This window comes from Heterorhizobium halophytocola (assembly GCF_017873095.1).
In the GTDB taxonomy this organism is placed as follows: domain Bacteria; phylum Pseudomonadota; class Alphaproteobacteria; order Rhizobiales; family Rhizobiaceae; genus Allorhizobium; species Allorhizobium halophytocola.
The window spans coordinates 221,662-238,239 of sequence record NZ_JAGGJU010000006.1 but is presented as its reverse complement, the minus strand read 5'-3'; the positions used below and the strand labels follow the sequence as shown (position 1 = coordinate 238,239).

Annotated in this window: 15 protein-coding genes; 2 read left to right on the top strand and 13 right to left on the bottom strand. The window is 63.5% G+C overall.

The window, feature by feature from the left end; translation table 11 throughout:
• Nucleotides 1–130: 130 nt before the first annotated feature.
• Complete coding sequence (locus J2Z17_RS12805; RefSeq protein WP_209945554.1) at nucleotides 131–934, top strand: ion transporter; 804 nt, start codon at nucleotides 131–133, stop codon at nucleotides 932–934.
• A gap of 99 nt (nucleotides 935–1,033) precedes the next feature.
• Here the strand turns inward: J2Z17_RS12805 and gndA are convergent, their stop codons facing one another.
• From gndA to ccoG, 5 genes are all read right to left on the bottom strand, one after another.
• Nucleotides 1,034–2,467, bottom strand: a complete 1,434-nt coding sequence (gene gndA / locus J2Z17_RS12800) for an NADP-dependent phosphogluconate dehydrogenase (RefSeq protein ID WP_209945552.1) — start codon at nucleotides 2,465–2,467, stop codon at nucleotides 1,034–1,036.
• Nucleotides 2,468–2,572: 105 nt separating this feature from the next.
• Nucleotides 2,573–2,728 (bottom strand): cbb3-type cytochrome oxidase assembly protein CcoS, encoded by a 156-nt coding sequence (gene ccoS / locus J2Z17_RS12795; RefSeq protein WP_209945550.1) that lies wholly within the window; start codon nucleotides 2,726–2,728, stop codon nucleotides 2,573–2,575.
• Entirely contained in the window at nucleotides 2,725–5,043 is a 2,319-nt protein-coding gene (locus J2Z17_RS12790; protein WP_209945548.1) for a cation-translocating P-type ATPase, read from the bottom strand. Before J2Z17_RS12790 ends, ccoS begins: the two co-directional genes overlap by 4 nt.
• Nucleotides 5,040–5,537: a FixH family protein gene (locus tag J2Z17_RS12785; RefSeq protein WP_209945545.1), complete on the bottom strand. Its 498-nt coding sequence runs from the start codon at nucleotides 5,535–5,537 to the stop codon at nucleotides 5,040–5,042. The genes J2Z17_RS12790 and J2Z17_RS12785 overlap by 4 nt, the downstream gene beginning before the upstream one ends.
• Nucleotides 5,534–7,120 (bottom strand): cytochrome c oxidase accessory protein CcoG, encoded by a 1,587-nt coding sequence (gene ccoG, locus J2Z17_RS12780; protein WP_209945543.1) that lies wholly within the window; start codon nucleotides 7,118–7,120, stop codon nucleotides 5,534–5,536. Before ccoG ends, J2Z17_RS12785 begins: the two co-directional genes overlap by 4 nt.
• Nucleotides 7,121–7,344: 224 nt before the next feature.
• Between ccoG and J2Z17_RS12775 the strand changes: the two genes are divergently transcribed.
• Entirely contained in the window at nucleotides 7,345–8,772 is a 1,428-nt protein-coding gene (locus J2Z17_RS12775) for a DUF2235 domain-containing protein (protein WP_209945541.1), read from the top strand.
• Nucleotides 8,773–8,894: 122 nt separating this feature from the next.
• Here the strand turns inward: J2Z17_RS12775 and ccoP are convergent, their stop codons facing one another.
• From ccoP to J2Z17_RS12735, 8 genes are all read right to left on the bottom strand, one after another.
• On the bottom strand, nucleotides 8,895–9,758 hold the full coding sequence (gene ccoP, locus J2Z17_RS12770) for a cytochrome-c oxidase, cbb3-type subunit III (RefSeq protein WP_209945539.1): 864 nt from the start codon (nucleotides 9,756–9,758) through the stop codon (nucleotides 8,895–8,897).
• A gap of 3 nt (nucleotides 9,759–9,761) precedes the next feature.
• The gene (locus J2Z17_RS12765; RefSeq protein WP_209945537.1) at nucleotides 9,762–9,914 is read right to left on the bottom strand and encodes a cbb3-type cytochrome c oxidase subunit 3; all 153 of its coding nucleotides are present in this window, start codon (nucleotides 9,912–9,914) and stop codon (nucleotides 9,762–9,764) included.
• Nucleotides 9,915–9,925: 11 nt separating this feature from the next.
• Nucleotides 9,926–10,654, bottom strand: a complete 729-nt coding sequence (gene ccoO / locus J2Z17_RS12760) for a cytochrome-c oxidase, cbb3-type subunit II (protein WP_209945535.1) — start codon at nucleotides 10,652–10,654, stop codon at nucleotides 9,926–9,928.
• A 12-nt stretch (nucleotides 10,655–10,666) separates the two neighbouring features.
• Nucleotides 10,667–12,295 (bottom strand): cytochrome-c oxidase, cbb3-type subunit I, encoded by a 1,629-nt coding sequence (gene ccoN / locus J2Z17_RS12755; protein WP_209945532.1) that lies wholly within the window; start codon nucleotides 12,293–12,295, stop codon nucleotides 10,667–10,669.
• Nucleotides 12,296–12,568: 273 nt separating this feature from the next.
• Nucleotides 12,569–12,979 carry a hypothetical protein gene (locus tag J2Z17_RS12750; protein ID WP_209945530.1) on the bottom strand — a complete coding sequence of 137 codons (411 nt, stop codon included), beginning with the start codon at nucleotides 12,977–12,979 and terminating at the stop codon, nucleotides 12,569–12,571.
• Nucleotides 12,980–13,263: 284 nt separating this feature from the next.
• Nucleotides 13,264–14,193, bottom strand: a complete 930-nt coding sequence (locus J2Z17_RS12745; RefSeq protein WP_209945528.1) for a lipid A biosynthesis lauroyl acyltransferase — start codon at nucleotides 14,191–14,193, stop codon at nucleotides 13,264–13,266.
• Between the two features lie 5 nt (nucleotides 14,194–14,198).
• Complete coding sequence (locus J2Z17_RS12740; protein WP_209945526.1) at nucleotides 14,199–15,227, bottom strand: zinc-binding dehydrogenase; 1,029 nt, start codon at nucleotides 15,225–15,227, stop codon at nucleotides 14,199–14,201.
• A gap of 63 nt (nucleotides 15,228–15,290) precedes the next feature.
• On the bottom strand, nucleotides 15,291–16,577 hold the full coding sequence (locus J2Z17_RS12735; RefSeq protein WP_209945523.1) for a beta-ketoacyl-ACP synthase: 1,287 nt from the start codon (nucleotides 16,575–16,577) through the stop codon (nucleotides 15,291–15,293).
• Nucleotide 16,578: the final 1 nt, after the last annotated feature.

Below are 16,578 nucleotides of genomic sequence, written 5' to 3'. Positions count from 1 at the left end.
GTGACCCCTCGTTGGGAATGCCCTGCCCGCGATCTCTTGCCGTTTCGTGCAAAGCCTTTATCGCCCGGTGCAACCCGGCTTGACGGGCCAGACAGCACCCCCTGTAGTGCCCCTTTGACAGGGGGCCGTCGTGCGAAGAAGTCTCGCAGCCATTCTGCAGTCCAATCGCTTCGAGCGGTTGATCATCGCCATCATCCTGATCAACTCCGTCACGCTGGGACTGGCGACCAATGAGGCGGTCATGGCAAGCGCCGGGCCGCTGATCGACATGCTCGACCATGCCATTCTCGCTATCTTCGGGATCGAGATCGTGGCCCGGCTGTTCACCTTCCGGGCGCGGTTCTTCCGCGATCCCTGGAGCATCTTCGATTTCGTCATTGTCGGCCTGGCGCTCATTCCGGCCGTCGGTCCGTTCCAGATCGTGCGCACCCTGCGGATCATGCGGCTGCTGCGGCTGATCTCCATCCTCCCCTCGCTGCGCCGGGTCATCGGCGGGCTCGTGCTGGCCCTGCCCGGCATGGGCTCGGTCGTCATCTTGCTGGCACTGCTGATGTATGTCGCAGCCGTGATGGCGACGACGCTGTATGGGGCGCAGTTCCCGGACTGGTTCGGCACCATCGGCGCCTCGCTCTATACGCTGTTTCAGGTGATGACACTGGAGAGCTGGTCGATGGGGATCGTGCGTCCGGTGATGGAAGTGAGCCCCCATGCCTGGCTGTTCTTCGTTCCCTTCATCTTGCTCAGCACCTATTCGGTGCTCAACCTGGTGATCGGCGTCATCGTGTCCGCCATGCAGCAGGAAGGCGATATCCAGACCGATGCGGAGTTGCAGTCGCTGCATGGCGACAACACCACCGTGCTTAAGGAACTGCGCGCGCTGCGGGCCGAAATCAGCGGCCTGCGCCGGCAACTTGAAAGGGGCGCGGCCCAATAGCGGCAAAGGCCTGCTTGCGAAAAGGCAGGCCGGCAGCCACAAGGCAGAAAGCCCGGCGCAGGGCCGGGCTTCCTCTCATGCAGGGATGGGCCGGACGGCTCAGAAGTCGGCGAGACCGCTGCCCCAGGGGCCGTGATGCTTGTCGGCGCCATCGGTGCGATCGAAACCGTGGGCACCGAAGAAATCGCGCTGGGCCTGGATCAGGTTGGCCGTGCCGCGGCCCCGGCGATAGGCGTCGAAATAGCCGAGCGCCGAAGCGAGTGCGGGAACCGGCATGCCGCCGAGCGCCGCAAAGGAGATGACGCGGCGCAGCGCCCCGTCGGTGTCCTTGACCATGTCGGCAAAGGCCGGCGTGACGATCAGGTTGGCGACATCGGGATCCTTGGTGAAGGCCGAGGTGATCTCGTCGAGGAACTGCGAGCGGATGATGCAGCCGGCGCGCCAGATCTTGGCGATCGTCGGCATCGGCAGCGACCAGCCGAATTCCTTCGAGGCTTCCGCCATCACCGCGAACCCTTGCGCATAGGCGCCGATCTTGCCGGCCAGCAAGGCCTGCTCCAGATCGTCGATCAGCTTGTCGCGATCGACATTGCCATGGTCACCGGATGCCGGAAGGCCGAGGATCTTTTCGGCCGCTTCCCGCTGGTCCTTGAACGAGGACAGGCTGCGGGCGGCAACGGCGGCCTCGATGCCGGTTGCCGGCACGCCCATGTTCTGTGCCTCGATCGCCGACCACTTGCCGGTGCCCTTCTGGCCGGCCTTGTCGACGATCATGTCGACCATCGGACGGCCGGAGATCGGATCTTTCGCGCGCAAAACCTTCTCGGTGATTTCGATCAGGTAGGAATTCAGACGGCCTTTGTTCCACTTGGCAAAGACGTCGGCGATCTCCACGGCCGACATGTTCAGGCCGTCGCGCAGGATGCCGTAGATTTCGGCGATCATCTGCATGTCGGCATATTCGATGCCGTTGTGGATGGTCTTGACGAAATGGCCGGCGCCGTCATTGCCGAGCCAGTCGACGCAGGGTTCGCCGTTGAATTTGGCAGCAATCGAGGTCAGCACCGGCTCGACGCGTTTCCACGACTCTTCGGTGCCGCCGACCATGATCGACGGACCATGGCGGGCACCCTCTTCGCCGCCGGAGACGCCCATGCCGATAAAGGTCAGGCCCGAATCCTTCAGGCTGTCGAAGCGGCGGATGGTGTCGCGGAAATTGGCATTGCCGGCATCGATCATGATGTCGTTCTTTTCCAGATGCGGCTTCAACAGCTCCATCTGCTGGTCGACCGGATCGCCGGCCTTGATCATGATGATGATCGGCCGCGGCGGCCGGATGGCGGCGACGAATTCCTCGATCGTCTTGCAGGGAATGATGCGGTCGGCGAGCTCGCCGGCATCCTTCATGAACTGTTCGGTGGCAGCGTAGGTCCGGTTGAAGACCGCGATGCGGTTGCCCTTTTCGGCAATGTTGAGGCTGAGATTGGCGCCCATGACGCCCAGTCCGATCAATCCGATTTCGGCCTGTTCCATGACATACACTCCGTAACGAAATTCAAGGCTTACAAGGAGGCCTCTTTTGGCACTCCTGACAGGCCGGAGCAAGCGCAAAGGCAGTGCACAAAGGCGACTGCGCGTTCACTCTTGCGGGCGGTCGTCGCCGTCGTCGAGCACACGCCAGGCCGCGCCGTCGAGGTCCTCATACTGCCCCGACCGGATCGACCAGAGGAAGGCAAAGAGGCCGAGACCGCCGAGGAACAGGGCGATGGGAATGAGATAGATCAGCATGGTCATGCGGCGTGTCCGATCGGCAGGCGGGTCGCCCGGGCCGCGGTCGTCCCTGCAACGGCGATCTCTTCGGGCAGTTCCAGCCGGTTGAGCCGCAGCGCATTGAGGACGACGATGATCGAGGAGCCCGACATGGCGACGGCCGCAATCAGCGGGGTTGCATACCCTGCCAGCGCCACCGGCACGGCAATCAGGTTATAGGCGATCGCCAGGCCGAAATTCTGCCGGACCAGCCGCCCCGCGGCCTTCGACGCCCGGATGGCGAAGGGCACCGCGTCGAGGCTCTTGCGCAGGAAGACGAAGTCGGCGGCCTGCCGGCCGATATCGGCGGCCGTCGCCGGCGCCATGGAGACATGCGCGGCCGACAGCGCCGGCGCATCATTGATCCCGTCGCCGACCATCAGCAGCCGGTGGCCATCGGCCGAGGCGGCTGCGATGAAATCGACCTTGTCCCCGGGCTGCAGGCCCGCCTTCCAGTCGGCGATGCCGATCCGCGCCGCCAGGGCCTCCACGACCCCCGGCCGGTCGCCGGACAGGATGCCGAGCGAGAGGCCCTGCGATTGCAGCGCCGCAATGGCCGCACGGGCGCCGGGACGCAGGGCATCCTCGAAATGGAAGGTGGCAAGTTCGCGCCCATCCAGCGACAGCACCACTTCGGACAGCGCCGCATCTGGCGCCGCCACCGAGACATGGTCTGCGCCGGCGGCGGCACCGGCAAACGCCCGGCTGCCGAGACGGTAGACCCGGGGACCGCACGAGGCCTGGAGACCGGCACCTGGAATTTCCCGAACATCGTCGAAGGCGGGACCGGCAGCGTCGGCTACCTGTGCAAGCGTCTGCGACAGCGGATGGCGGGACTGCCGCCCAAGCGCTGCTGCCAGAGCCAGCGTCTGCGGGTCGAACGGGTCGGCGGTGACCAGTGCGGGCCGGCCGAGCGTCAGCGTGCCGGTCTTGTCGAAGGCGACCGTGTCGATCTCGGCAAGCCGTTCCATTGCCGAGCCGTCCTTGACCATGATGCCGGCCTTGAACAGGCGGCCGGCGGCGACGATCTGCACCACCGGCACGGCAAGGCCGATCGCGCAGGGACAGGTGATGATCAGCACGGCGACCGCGACCACCAGCGCATGCTTCCAGTCGCCGTCGTAGAGACCCCAGAAGACGAATGCAAAAAGCGCCGTCAGATGCACGACCGGCGCATAGAGAGCCGCTGCCCGGTCGGCCATCCGCCGATAGCGTGCCCTGCCCCCTTCGGCCGCCTCCATCAGATGGATCACCTCAGCGAGAAAAGACGATCTGGCCGGAGCGGTCGCTTCGACCACCAGGGATCCGGTCAGGCTGAGGGTTCCGGCCTGGACGGGGTCGCCGACCGTCACGCCGACGGCGGCACTTTCGCCATTGACGATCGACATATCGAGATCGCTGCTACCGGCGATCACCAGGCCGTCGATCGGGATCCGGTCGCCCGCCGAAACGGCGATGCGGTCGCCCACCTCGACCTCGTCGAGCGGCCGATAGTCGCGGCTGCCGTCGGCGCCCAGCACCATGGCGCCGCGCGGCGACAGGGCCGCCAGTCCGGTGATCGCCGACCGGGCGCGCTCGCGCATCACCTGATCGAGCGTGCGACCGATCAGCAGGAAGAACAGCAGCGACGCGGTCGCGTCGAAATAGGCATGCTCCCCGTGATGCACCGTCTCCCAGAGCGACATCAGATAGGAGATGCTGATGCCTATGGCGATCGGCACATCCATATTGGTGCGCCCGTGCTTCAGCGCGCTCCAGGCGGAGAGGTAGAAGTAGCGGCCGCAATAGATCAGCGCCGGGGCGGCGATCAGCGCCGATATCCAGTGGAACATGTCGCGGGTCGCAGCGTCCGCGCCGGCCCAGACGGATACCGAAAGCAGCATGATGTTGGCCGCCGCAAAGCCGGCGACGGCCACCGCCCGCAGCAGCTGGTTGCGCAATGCGTCGCCCGCCCGGTCGTCCAGCATGAACAGATGTGCCTCGTAGCCGACCGACGCAAGTTGCCGCGCAATGACCTGCGGATCCGTCGGCTCGTCGCCGACACGCGCCTTCCAGACCACGGCAACCCGCCGTGTCGAGAGGTTGACGCGGGCGCGCTCGACCGACGGCAAGGCCCTGAGGGCGCGCTCGACCGTTGCGATGCATGCGCCGCAATGGACCGCCGGCAAGCTCAGATCCGTCTGGTAGAGACCCTCGCCGACGCTCCGGCTCGCCAGTCTCATCTCCTCGGAAGACGGAAGCGCATGGGCGGCCCGCTCGACCTCCAGCGCGCCTTCCGTTCCGGCAGCGCAGCAGCTCATTTCCGCCCCCCGATCACGGCGATGCGGGTCGCTTCATGCATGATCAGCTTGCCGTCCTTCACCGCCTTGACCTCGACGATCCAGTGTCCCGGCAGCACGGCGTGATCGGCAACATAGAGGCCGTTGCCGGCAGGCGTAAGCTCGGCTGCGAAATCCTGGTGCTCGCCAACGGGGCGCCGGAAGGCCGCGGTGACGCTGTCTGCGGTGACGGCCCTGCCGTCGGGCATCGTCAGGCTGTAGCGGATCTCGTGCTCGCTGGCGTGCAGCTTGCTGCGGATGCCGCTTGCCAGCATGTCGCGGATCGTGCCGGCCTTGCCGTTGAACTGCTGGCTGGCGACATAGGTGTTTTCCACCACCAGCCCGCTCCAGGACGTTTCGGCGAAATAGGCCATGGTGAAATTGACCGTGATGATCGTGCCGAAAAAGGCGACCATGGTGGCCAGCATGTGCCTGCCGGTGAAGACGAAACCTGCTTTTTCCTGTCTGACGGTCATTGTCTGATCCCCGGACCGTTGAACACGGCGTTGTAAGTGGCGGTCTCGCGCCCTTCGGCGTCGGTGGCGACGAAGTGGAAGTCCTGCGTCGTGGCACGCGCGCCCTCGCCCGGCAGCGTCACATAGACCTTCAGCGTCGTCGCCTCGTCCGGCTCGACCGCGACGGTGATGCTGCGGCTGCTGGCGATATCCATGCCGTTGATCTTCATCACCGCCGCGTCCATGCCGTCGAGCGTGAGCGTGATGTCGCGCGGCTGCGGCACCATGTTGAGGATGCGTACGGTATAGCCGTTGCGGATCGATCCATCCGATTCCAGCACATATTGCGGATTGCGGTCGTGCAGTACGTTGACGTCGAGCCGCTCGCGGGTGACCAGTGCCACCAGAAGGCCGATCCCCATGGCCGACCAGACAGCCATATAGAGCAGCGTGCGGGCCCGAAAGATCACCCGCCAGTCGAAATGGCGGACCTTGTCGCGAAAGCGTCCATTGGGTTTTCGCACCCGCCGCGGATCGATGCCCATGCGGCCATTGTCGGTCGCAAGTGCCATGTTCGACTGGTATTCGTCGAGCGTCGCATAGGCGATCAGGCCGCGCGGCCGACCGATCTTGTCCATCACACCGTCGCATGCATCGATACAGAGCGCGCAGGTGATGCATTCGAGCTGTTGCCCGTCGCGGATGTCGATGCCCATCGGACAGACCGCGACGCAGGCATTGCAGTCGACGCAGTCGCCGACCGGCTGGCCGCTGGCCGCCGCCTTCTTGGCATGGCGCGAACGCGGCTCGCCGCGCCAGTCGTTATAGGTGACGACCAGAGAATTTTCGTCCAGCATGGCGGCCTGGATGCGCGGCCACGGGCACATATAGATGCAGACCTGCTCGCGCATCAGCCCGCCCAGCGTATAGGTGGTGAAGGTCAAAACGGCGATCGTGCCATAGGCAACCGTGGCGGCCTGCCCGGTGAACACCTCGACGAAGAGGGTCGGCGCGTCGGCGAAGTAGAAGATCCAGGCGCCGCCGGTGGCGACCGCGATCAGCAGCCAGACGGCGTGTTTGGCGACCCGCTTCCAGACCTTGTCGAATGTCCAGGGCGCCGCTTCCAGCCTGATGCGTGCGTTGCGGTCGCCCTCGATGGCGCGCTCGACGACGAGGAAGACATCGACCCATACCGTCTGCGGACAGGTATAGCCGCACCAGGCGCGGCCGACGGCGGAGGTCAGCAGGAACAGCCCGAAGCCCGCCATCACCAAAAGGCCGGCGACGAAAAAGAATTCCTGCGGCCAGATCTCGATGAAGAAGAAATAGAAGCGTCGATGCGCCAGATCGATCAGCACCGCCTGATCCGGCGCGTAGTGGCCCCGGTCGTAGCGCAGCCACGGTGTAAGGTAGTAGATGCCGAGCGTGACCGCCATCACCAGCCATTTGAACCGGCGAAACCGGCCGGATGCCCGTTTCGGGAAGATCTTCTTGCGTGGCTGGTAGAGCGGCTGGCGGTTTTTAGCCGCCATCACCGGCTCGGCGTCGAGCCGCTCGACGGTCTCGCGCGGCTCAGTTCCCGGCGGGTTGATGGTAACAGTCATGAGACGACCCCTTTACTGGAAGTCTTCTCCCACTTCGGCCCGCCCCTCTCCTTGACATATGTCAAGCAGCGGCGAACTGGCGCAGCCCGTCGGCCGATCACCTCGGCTGCCGGTCCAGCCTCCTGTTGAATACGGGCAAAAATGCTTTCAATCGTACCACCATAGGGCGATACTAAAAAGCATTTCAATCATCTGTTTAATTGATCGATTCCAAGGGGACCAGCGTGCCGAAAAACATCCTGATCTTTTCCGACGGTACCGGCCAGATCGGTGGCCAGAAACCCGACCAACTGCTTTCCAATGTCTATAAACTCTACCGTGCAACGCGCCCGGGACCGGAAAGCCCGATCCGGCCAAGGGACCAGGTGGCCTTCTACGATCCCGGTCTCGGCGTCGGCGAAGTCGACGGCATGACGCTGCACCGCATCCGCAATGCGCTGGAAACAACCGTCGGTGCGGGAATCGATGACAATGTGATCGACTGCTACGAGGCGATCATCGCCAATTACGAGCCGGGCGACAGGGTCTGCATCTTCGGCTTCTCGCGCGGTGCCTACACGGCCCGTTCGGTGGCCAATGTGATGAACCTCTGCGGCATACCGACGAAGATGCCGGATGGCTCTCCGGTGCCGAAATATGGGCCGGAACTGCGCAAGATCGCCAGCGATGCCGTCAAATACGTCTATAATCACGGTGCGGGTCACGAGCGAGCGCGCTACGAGGCCGAGCGCGAGGAAAAGGCCCGGCGCTTCCGCCGGAAATACGGCTCCTGTGCCGAAGGAGACAAGGCGGACCAGCGGGGCAATGTCCAGCCGACCTTCGTCGGTGTCTTCGACACGGTCGCGGCGCTCGGCAATCGCCTGCTCAACATCCTCGTGCCCACGGTCTTCCTCGGGCTGGTCGCCTTCCTGGTGGTGTGTATGATCCGCGGCTGGCCCTGGTACGTCACCGGGATCCCCGCGGTTCTCGTGACTGCCGCGCTCTATTGGCTATTCATAATCCTGAAAAGCCAATGGAAATATTTCTCGCCCGATCCGGAAAAGCCGCTCTCCTTCAGCAATCCCCTCGACTGGCCGGCCATCTGGAAACATGGCCATCGCGCCGTCTGGAGCCGGAAGCACTACGACAAATATCTGGACTCGGACGTCCTCCATGCCCGGCACGCGCTGTCGATCGACGAGCAGCGCAAGGATTTCGACCGTGTGCCATGGGGCAGTGCTGCCGAAGCGGCGAAAGCATCCGGTCGGTCGCCCGAATGGCTGAAGCAGGTCTGGTTCGCCGGCTGCCACAGCGATATCGGCGGCAGCTATCCGGAGCCGGAATCGCGGCTGAGCGACATCTCTCTGCAATGGATGATCGACGAGTTGCGCGAATGCGTGCCCGGCATCCAGATTCGCGACGAGATCGTCGTCACCTCCCCGGACCACGCGGGCCTGCAGCATTCGGAGATCTACATGATCGAAAGCCTGCGGATGAAATGGCCCGTGGCGTTTCGCCAACCGGGCGACGCGACGCTGCATCCGACTGTACTGGCGAGAATGCAGGCCGAGGCGGTGCCGCAAATGGGCGAGGTCAAGGCCTACCGGCCGGCCTCGCTGGCGCAGCATCCCGAGGCCCGCATTTTTTATGAGGACGCAACGGAAATCCCCTGAGGGCAACGCGATTACGCCCGTAAAGCAAAACGGGTCGCACCCGAAAGAGTGCGACCCGCAATGCCTGCCTCTGAGGCGGCAATGGAGACGGCGCGACCGTCAGCCGCTCAGGGACATGATGCCTATTCCCCGCCGCCCAGCGAGTGGACGTAAATCGACAATTCCTTGACGGTGGTCTCGCCCAGGCGGCTGCCCCAGGCCGGCATGACGCCGTGCCTGGGATGGGATACCTGGGCGGCGATGCCGGCCTCCCCCTGCACTTTCAGCCAGATGGCGTCGGCAAGGTCCGGCGCGCCGAGCTCGCGGTTGCCCTTTGCATCCTCACCGTGACAGGCGGCACAATTTTCAGCAAAGACCTGCGCACCCGGTTCCACCATCTCGGGATGCGCCGAGGTTCCGCTGAGGCTGACGACATAGGCTGCGACCTGGCGGATCTGCTCGGGTTCGAGAATGTCGGCAAAGGCCGGCATCTCCGAAATCCTCGTGTCCTCGTCATCCGGCGCGCGGATGCCGTGCAGCACCGTGGTCTGGATCTGGTCCAGCGTGCCGCCCCACAGCCAGTCGTCGTCATTGAGGTTGGGATAGCCCTGCCCGCCCTCGGCGCCGGAGCCGTGGCAAGGCGTGCAGTTGACCTTGAAGGCGGCAGCCCCCGCAGCAATGGCGAAGGTGTTGAGATCGCGGTCGGCGGCGACCGCGTCGATCGGCATGGCGGCGATCTTGTCGACGAAGACGGCCTGCGCCGCCCTGGCCTCGGCCATGTCGCCGGCAAGCTCGCCCCGTGTCGAATAGCCGAGAACACCGGGCGTTGCCCCGTGGATCAGCGGCCAGGCCGGATAGAAGATCGTGTAGCCCAGCGCCCAGACGATGCAGGCGTAGAACACCAGAACCCACCAGCGCGGCAGGGGGTTGTTGAGTTCGCGGATGCCGTCCCACTCGTGACCGGTCGTCTCGACACCGCTGATCTCGTCAATATGCTTGTCAGCCATGTCTCAATCCTCCTTGAGAGGGATATTGGCGGCCTCGTCGGCGGATTTCTTGCCGCCTGGCCGCAACGTGAAGGCGATCACGCCGACGAAGAACAGCGCCATGGCCAGAAGCACCCAGCTGTCGGCGAAGTGGCGCATAGCCGTATAGGTTTCCATGTTTCACCCCCTCAACGATAACCGGTGGCGTCGTCATACGTGGAGAAGTCGACAAGCGTGCCGAGCATCTGCAGGTAGGCGATCAACGCATCCATTTCGGTCAGCTGTGTCGGATCGCCGTCGAAATCGCCGGTCTTGGCCTTGGGATAGCGGGCCAGCAGATCGGTCGTGTCGGCGTCCGGATTGGCCTGGGCCAGGAGATCGGCCTGGGCGTTTTCGATCATCGCGTCGGTATAGGGCACACCGACGGTGCGGTTTGCCTTCAGATGGCCGGCGGCATCGACCTTCAGCGGCGTCTGCTTCAGGAAGGAATAGCTCGGCATCACCGATTCCGGCACCACATCGCGCGGTTCGGTCAGGTGTTGCACATGCCATTCGTTCGAGTAGCGGTCACCGACGCGGGCGAGATCGGGGCCTGTGCGTTTCGAGCCCCACTGGAACGGATGATCGAACATCGATTCGGCGGCGAGGCTGTAATGGCCATAGCGTTCGACCTCGTCGCGGAACGGACGGATCATCTGGCTGTGGCAGACATAGCAGCCCTCGCGGACATAGATGTCGCGACCGGCGAGTTCGAGCGGCGAATAGGGCCGCATGCCCTCGACCTTCTCGATGGTGTTTTCGAGGTAGAACAACGGGGCGATCTCGACGATGCCGCCGATCGACACCACCAGAAGCGAACCGAGGAACAGCAGGCTGGTATTCTTCTCGAAGATTGCGTGTTTATCCAAGAGTGACATGGTGCCCTCTCCTTATTCTGCGGGCTGCAGGCGGGCGGGCATGACGGCGCCGGGCATCGGCGCCTCCTGCCGCTCGTGGCCGAGAATGGTCATCCAGATGTTGTAGGCCATGATCAGCCCGCCCAGGAGGTACATGCCGCCACCGACGGCGCGCAGCACGTAGTAGGGGAACATGGCGGAGACGGCTTCGGCGAAGGAATAGACCAGGAAGCCCTCGTTGTCGTATTCGCGCCACATCAGGCCCTGCTGGATGCCGGCGACCCACATGACGGCCGCGTAGACGACGATGCCGAGGGTGGCGAGCCAGAAGTGCCAATTGACCATTCTGAGCGAATAGAGCCGTTCGCGGTGCCAGAGCTTCGGTGTCAGGAAGTAGATGGCGCCGAACGAGATCATGCCGACCCAGCCGAGCGCACCGGAATGCACATGGCCGATCGTCCAGTCGGTGTAGTGGCTGAGCGAATTGACCGACTTGATCGACATCATCGGGCCTTCGAAGGTCGACATGCCGTAGAAGGCAACCGCCATCACCATCATGCGGATGATCGGATCGGTGCGGATCTTGTCCCAGGCGCCCGAAAGCGTCATCAGGCCGTTGATCATTCCGCCCCAGGAGGGCATCCACAGCATGATCGAGAACACCATGCCGAGCGTCTGCGCCCAGTCGGGCAGCGCCGTGTAGTGCAGGTGGTGCGGACCGGCCCAGATATAGAGGAAGATCAGGGCCCAGAAGTGGATGATCGACAGCCGGTAGGAATAGACCGGCCGATTGGCCTGTTTCGGGATGAAATAATACATCATGCCCAGAAAGCCGGCGGTCAGGAAGAAGCCGACCGCGTTATGGCCGTACCACCACTGGGTCAATGCATCCTGCACGCCGGAGAAGGCCGAATAGCTCTTCGATCCCAGGAACGAGACCGGCACCGACAGATTGTTGACGATATGCAGCATGGCGATCGTCACGATGAAGGCGAGGTAGAACCAGTTGGCCACGTAGATGTGGCTTTCCTTGCGGGTGAAGATCGTGCCCATGAAGGCGATCAGATAGGCGACCCAGACAACGGTGAGCAGGATGTCGACATACCATTCCGGCTCGGCATATTCGCGCCCCTCGGTGATGCCGAGAAGATAGCCCGTGGCCGCCATGACGATGAAGAAATTATAGCCCCAGAAGACGAACCAGCCGAGATTGCCGCCGAACAACCGCTGCCGACAGGTCCGCTGGACCACGTAGAAGGACGTGGCGATCAGCGCATTGCCGCCGAAGGCGAAGATGACCGCCGAGGTGTGCAGCGGGCGCATCCGGCCGAAATTGAACCAGGGCTCGATGTTGAGGTCGGGAAAGGCCAGCTGCAGGGCGATGACGACGCCGACCAGAAAGCCGACCACGCCCCAGAACACGGTCGCGACGACGCCGTATTTGACGACCTCGTCGAAATATTCGCTGCGGATCTCGCCCGCCGTCCTGGCCCCTGCCGATGCGAACTGCACCCGGCGCAGCAGCACGGTCACGCCGATCAGCAGCACGACGAAGGCGATGCCCATATGGGCCGCAAACAGACTGTCGGCGGCAAAAGCCGCACCGAGCAGTGCGAGGAAGGCGAGAACCGCCATCCCCACGATCTCGAAAGTGTAACTCATTGTTGGTATCCCCCAACGCTTGGCTTGCATTGGCAGGAGAACGGTCGGCGCGACATGCGGCGAAAGCTTCCTGCTTGCCGCCACTGTTGGCATTGCCCGTGCCGCGCCACCTTGATCCAGATCAAGGATGGGCGGGCGTCAACAGGTCACAGCCACAAGCCGCCGCAGCCTCGGGAAACGGGCGCATCGGTCGGAAAAGGAGGATAGAATGAAGGCGCCATCGGCAATCCGACGGCCTCGCATGGGCGTTGATAGCGGGGAAAAGCCGGCGGCTCAGGAGCGGCTGATAAACTGGTCTTCGCCGAAGTCGCCGTCGCTCAGATACAGGCCATCCTTGCTCTCGCGGCCGTTCCAATGCGTCGTATCGGCGCTTGCCGTCTGTCCCTGGCGGCCGAAATAGCGCTCGAGCAGCATCGACATCAGCGATGCGTCCCGCAACACGCAGCCGCGGTCGTCGGCGTCCTTGCGGATCAGGTTGGCGATGAATGCCAGCTGCTGGTGGACTTCCGTCGAGGTCTTGGCCCGGTATTCGACAACCTCGGCGATCAGCGGATTGACCTCCTGGTCGATCTGCCAGACCAGGTGATCGTCGCCGTTGCGAACCGCATCATGCAACTGCTGCCACTTCGATCCGACGGACTCGAAGAGCGAGATCAGTGTGCTATCCGGAATTTGCTGCCTCATCGACATCGACTCTTTGACCACTTGAAAATTCGCTGCGTCAGGCCCCGAAAGCATGGCCCTGATAAGAAATATGTCGTCATGCGAGTAACATGAAGAATGTTCACATTCAATATATGAGATTTGTCCAGCCGCCGGGCAAATGCGCACCCCAGCAGACTGACTTCACGCATAGGACGTAAACATCTGCTTTCAAAGCGAACTTTTATTGGCACTAACCATCAACAGGTTGCAGGCCATCTATCAGCGCCCCTTTGCTCGCGAAAACGTGAACGGGGCGCGGAAGTTCAGAGGGTTTTCTTGATATTCCAGCGGTCGTGATACCAGAGCCATTGCTCCGGATATTGCCGTACCCACGACTCGACCTTGTCGTTCAGCAGCTGTGCGGTGGCATCCACATCGATCTGGCCGCGCTCGGTGCGCGGCAAGGTGACCGCCGGCTCGATTTCCAGCCGGAAGCGGTTGCCGGGCAGCCGGATGCAGCGCGCCGGATAGACCTCGCAGTCGAACTGTCGCGCGAGCTTGGCCAGCAGCGGATTGGTCTTGACCGGCTGGCCGAAGAAGGTGGTGTCCCTGCCCTTCCTGAATTTCTGGTCGACGAGCACGCCGACCCCGCTTCCGGCTTCCAGCTGACGGGCGAGCGCGAAGGACGAGCCGGCATGGGACGGCACAAGCTTGCCCATCCGTCTGGCGCGAAAGTCGAACACCTTGGCGGCGACATAGGGATTGTTGGGCGGACGGAAGAGCACGGTCACATAGAGCCCGAAGGCCGCACCGGCGACCGGCAGCATTTCGAAATTGCCGCTATGGGCGGTAAAGACGATGAAGGGCCGCGGATTGTCCTTCAGCTCCATGAATATCGGGATGCCGCTGACTTCCACCCGGCCGGCATCGGGACGCTCGGGATCGAAGTCGAAGAGATGGTCGAGGAACACGTATTCAGCCGCCATGCGGCCCATATGGCCCCAGGCCGCATGGGCGATCCGCTGGCGTTCCGCCTCGTCCTTTTCCGGAAAGGCATTGGCAAGATTGGTCAGCATCAGCCGGTGGCGGGACGTCTTCGGCCCGATCCACCGCATCAGCCGATCCGCCATGTCGATGGCGAAATCGGCCGGAAGGATCTTCAGCGCGCTGAGCAGCCCGAAGACCAGCTGGGCAATCAGCCACTGGCGGAAATGCTCGAGGTTGAGGACCAGCCGGGTAAGGAAGAGCTTCAAGCGCGTCAGTCCATCCGCAGCATGATCTTGCCGAAGATCTGGCGACCTTCCATGCGCTCCAGCGCCCGGTCGATCTCGTCGAAGCCGACTTCGGTGTCGATCACCGGATGAACGACGCCCCGCGCCATCTTCTGCATCGCATCGGCCATGTTCTCCATCCGGCAGCCGAAGGAGCCGAGCAGCTTCAGCTGTTGCTGGAACAGCATCATCAGGTTCATCTCGGTCGAGACACCCGATGTCGAACCGCAGGTGACAAGACGCCCGCCACGCTTCATGCAGAGCATGGACCCGGCCCAGGTGTCCTTGCCGACATGTTCGAAGACGACATCGACGCCCTTCTTCTTGGTCAGCTTGCGCACGACTCCCTCGAAGCGATCCTTGCGGTAGTTGATCACGTGGTCGGCGCCGAGCGCCTTGGCAGGCTCGATCTTGTCGTCCGATCCGACCGTGGTGATCACCGTGCAGCCGGTCTTCTTGGCGAGCTGGATGGCGGCCGAACCGATGCCTGAGCCGCCGGCATGGACCAGGATCGTTTCACCGGGCTCAAGCTTGGCATTGTCGAACAGCATGTGCTCGACCGTGCCGAAGGTCACCGGCGAAAGCGCTGCTGCGATTGCATCGACACCGGGCGGTGCCGGCACCAGCAGGCGGGCGGGAAGGTTGATCTTCTCCTGGGCAAAGCCGTCGAGATGGAAACCGTGCACGCCGCCGACATGTTCACAGAGATTATCGCGGCCTTCGCGGCAGGGCTTGCAAAGACCACAGGTCCGCGCACCATAAACCGCCGCCAGTTGGCCCGGCAGGATATTACCGACGCCCGGACCGATCGCTTCCACGACGCCGGAGGCTTCCGCGCCGATGACGAGCGGCATCTTGCGCTTGGCAAACGCCATGCCGCGCCAGCCCCAGACATCGATATGGTTGAGCGCAACAGCCTTGACCCTGAGCGTCACTTCCCCCGGACCCGGAGCATCGGGCTCCGGCAGATCGGTGATTTCCAGTTTACGGTCTTCGACAAGTTGCAATGCGCGCATAATTCATTCCCCGCCCGGAGGCGTGTGTTGACTTCGATGGCCGGTCAGGCTTGGGCCCGTGACTTAAGCCGGTTCCCGCGTCATGACAAGGCTGGCGTTCTGACCGCCGAAGCCGAACGAGTTCGACAGCACGCCGGAGACATCCGACTGGCGCTTCACATTCGGCACGACGTCGAGCTCGATTGCAGGATCGGGATTGACGTGGTTGATCGTCGGCGGCAGCGTCCCGGTCAGCATGGTCTGGATCGAGAACACCGCCTCGACCGCGCCGGCCGCCGTCAGCGTGTGGCCGATCATCGACTTGTTCGACGAACAGGGTATCGACTTCATCGCATCGCCGAAGACCTGCAGCATGGCGCCATATTCCATCTTGTCGTTTTCCGGCGTCGATGTGCCATGCGCATTGATATAGCCGATGCCCTCAGGTCCAAGACCGGCATCGTCGAGCGCGGCGTGAATGGTGGCGACGGCCGGTCCGCCGTCCGGCGACGAGCGCGTGCGGTGGAAATGGTCGGCCTTCTCGCCGCAGCCCTTGATGATGCCGAGCACCCTGGCGCCCCGGCCAATAGCAGCTTCCAGCGATTCCAGCACCAGTGTTGCCGCACCTTCTGCGATGACGAAGCCGTCTCGGTCCTTGCTGAACGGCTTGGACGCTTTCTCCGGCGGATCATTCTGGGTCGACAGCGCCGACAGCAGCATGAAGCGGATCAGCGCCTCGGCGCTGACCGAGCCGTCGGTCGCAACCGTCAGCGCCCGGGTGGTCCGGCCCTGGCGGATCGATTCGACACCGAGCTGGATCGCCGTTGCGCCCGAAGCGCAGGCGGTCGACAGCGTCACCGGCAGTCCGCGCGTGCCGAACCTGTCGGACAGCCGCTCCGAGATCGAGCCGAACTGCACGGCCTCGCTGAAGGCGGCATCGGGATGGGCGCGCATGGCTGCCAGCATCCGCTTGTAGGCATGGCCCTCGTTTTCGCTTTCGGGCGTGCGCTCGACGACCCGGAAACGGGCATCCCATTCCGGCTCGATCGGCGGCGCTGCGAGAAACAGCGGGCCCTCGAAATCACCGTTGATGCTGGCCTGGGCCAGCGCCTCGATCGTCGTCTCGCGCGCCATCGCATAGGACCGCTCGACCGCGTTGACGGCCGGCAGATCGAGGAAGTCGACCGTGCCGGAAATGCGGGTGCGCAAGCCTTCCGTCGGGAAACGGGTGATATTGTGGATGCCCGAAACGCCGCCCGTCAGGCGCGCCCAGTTGTCGGCGAGGCCCTGGCCGAGCGAGGTGATGACGCCCATGCCGGTGACCGCGACGATCGGACGGCCGAGATGATCGGTAAATCGCGACTGGCTCATG